The organism is Candidatus Poribacteria bacterium, from assembly GCA_021295755.1.
Lineage (GTDB): Bacteria > Poribacteria > WGA-4E > WGA-4E > PCPOR2b > PCPOR2b.
The window spans coordinates 1-2457 of the sequence record JAGWBT010000238.1; the positions used below are offsets into that span (position 1 = coordinate 1).

The following is a 2457-nucleotide window of genomic DNA, read 5'->3' on the forward strand; positions in this document are numbered from 1 at the left end:
TCAAAATAAAACTTGCTAAAGCAATCTGTATCCCAAGCATAAATGCTTGGGATTTAGACCTAAAGGATTTTTTGGTAACATTTGAAGTTGCCAACCGTTGCAAGATCACGATAAAATTATATCATCTTTTATGGTCTTTTTGGGAGATTTGAGGTGAATTAACATGGCCACGAGATGGCTACTTCTGTTTTTGGGACTCTATGGGATCATTCTGCTGGTCGGGTGTGAGGCTGATGAAGGTCAGATTCCGTCTCCAGTGGCAGAGCCAATCGAAACGCTCTCTACTGACTTAGAGACGGGCAAACCTTCTGCCAGGGTGCTTGAACGGTACGGGATATTCTTCCCCGACGGCGTGAAGCACTCGATTCCGATGAACGAAATCTATGATGGTGGTCCCGGTGTAGATGGCATCGCCGCTCTGACGCATCCCCGATTCATTCCGGTAGGGGCAGCGGACTATATGGAGGACAATGATCAGGTTCTCGGCATCGCACGCGATGGGGCGAGCCGTGCCTATCCCTTGCGTATTCTGGTTAACCATGAGATAGTCAACGATACTTTGGGCGGTGGACCGGTGCTTGTGACTTTTTGCCCGGAATGCGGCACCGGTATCGCTTTTGACCCGACTGTTGACGGCAAAGCGACTGAATTTGGTGTGTCCGGCACCCTGTATAAACGGAATCTGTTGATGTATGACCGGGGTAGCGACAGACCGAGCTTATGGCTACAAGCCACCGGTGAGGCGGTCGTTGGTCCGAAGACCGGCATGGTGCTCGAAAGGGTGACGATGACGCAGGCACCTTGGAGTGAGTGGAAAGCGGCCCACCCGAATACGACTGTATTGAGTAAGGAAACCGGCCATCGCTACAGCTATAACCCTTATCCTGACATCCTAGACGTGTTACCGCGACAGATTCTTGGTGTAATTGTGGGCGCTGAGCAGAAGGCGTATTTTTTTGAGGACCTGCGTCAGTTGCAGGTTATCAACGATTCCATTGGCGGCGTTCCAATTGTCCTGATTGCGAGTCCGGATTCAGATGCTGTTCGCGTTTACAAGCGGAAGAACTATCACTTTGAAGGGACGTTTGAACAGGTCAGGGATAGCCGTAGCCAGACGGTATGGGAACTTTCGGAGCAGATGCTCTTGAATCCGAAAACGGGTGAATCACTTGAACGTGTCCCTGATGTATTTGTTTCCCATGCAGGTGCTTGGGCGAGAATTTTTCCGGACACACTCATCTACCAAAAACCTTAGTGTGTCGATTCATCGATCCGGCTTGTCGTAATCGGAGGGAACGCGCCGTCTCCCAACACCTATCCAGCGTCCCTTCTGGCAAATTGCAAAAAAAATCGCTGTTGCTCTGAAAGGTAAGAACGTGATACAATAGATAGATAGGGCATGTTGACATTTTGATGTTGCCAATGAAAATCTTGCAGATTATCCTTGCATGTTTTACGCTCTTAATTGGACCGGCGGTGCAAGTTCGTATCTACGACCTCCAAGGAGCGCGGATCCGTCAGTTGGATATCGGTCAGCGGGGTGCGGGGCAATATCTCAACAGACAGACCGCTGCATATTGGGACGGCAGGGACCAATCGGGTGCATCGGTTGTCAGTGGCGTCTATTTCTATACATTAGAGGCGGAAACCTTTTCAGAGACACAACGTATGGTTATTCGGAAATAGTTATGCTTCCGTGGGGACAACATGAAAAACATCCTCCTCATCCGGCTCAGTTCACTTGGCGATATTGTGCTGACTTCGCCAGCAATCCGTGCGGTGCGGCAGCACTTTCCGCAGGCGCATATCTCGATGTTAGTGGCGAAGCAGTCGGCAGATCTGCTCACGGAAAATCCGCATTTGGACGAAGTGATTCCGTTCGACCGAAAAGCGGGGAATAAGGATACCGGTGAAATGCGACGGATTGTCCGCACCCTGCGAGAACGGCGCTTTGATCTGGCGATCGATTTTCAACGCAAATTTCGCACGAGCTTGCTTGCGTATCTGAGCGGTGCGAAGTGCCGCGTTGGGTATCATCAACCAAATGGGGTGTTGTGTACTGTCCGTGTGCCAGACCTTGATACCAAAGCTATCCGCGCCGGTCGGATTTCGTCCGCGCACGCTATTGACCGCTATTTCGACCTGCTGCGTCCAATCGGGATAGAGGCAACGGATCGGACGTTAGAGCTATTTGTTACAGAGGCAGATCGCGCGTTTGCCGATGAAAGGATTGCCACCAAGGGGGTTGAGGCGGATCGACCAAAAGTCGGACTGTTTCCGGGCGCAGGGTGGAAATTGCGAGAGTGGATGCCTGACCGATTTGCGGTTATCGGCGATCGCATAACGAATCAGTTCGACGCGCAGGTACTACTTTTTGGGGGACCTCACGAGGGTGGACTTGTTCAGCAGGTGGGAGATCTCATGACGACAGAGCCGATCTCGCTCGCCGGGGACCTT

General features: G+C 51.5%; 3 protein-coding genes. All 3 read left to right on the forward strand.

The features are described from left to right. Positions 1-163: 163 nt before the first annotated feature. Entirely contained in the window at positions 164-1255 is a 1092-nt protein-coding gene (locus tag J4G02_22765; protein MCE2397331.1) for a DUF3179 domain-containing protein, read from the forward strand. Between the two features lie 158 nt (positions 1256-1413). Continuing rightward, positions 1414-1686 (forward strand): T9SS type A sorting domain-containing protein, encoded by a 273-nt coding sequence (locus J4G02_22770; GenBank protein ID MCE2397332.1) that lies wholly within the window; start codon positions 1414-1416, stop codon positions 1684-1686. A gap of 21 nt (positions 1687-1707) precedes the next feature. Then, on the forward strand, positions 1708-2457 hold a 750-nt coding region (locus J4G02_22775; protein ID MCE2397333.1), incomplete at its 3' end, for a glycosyltransferase family 9 protein.

Coding starts and splice junctions, on each gene's coding strand:
- J4G02_22765 (MCE2397331.1), top strand. CDS start 164: ATGGCCACGAGATGGCTACTTCTGTTTTTGGGACTCTATGGGATCATT.
- J4G02_22770 (MCE2397332.1), top strand. CDS start 1,414: ATGTTGCCAATGAAAATCTTGCAGATTATCCTTGCATGTTTTACGCTC.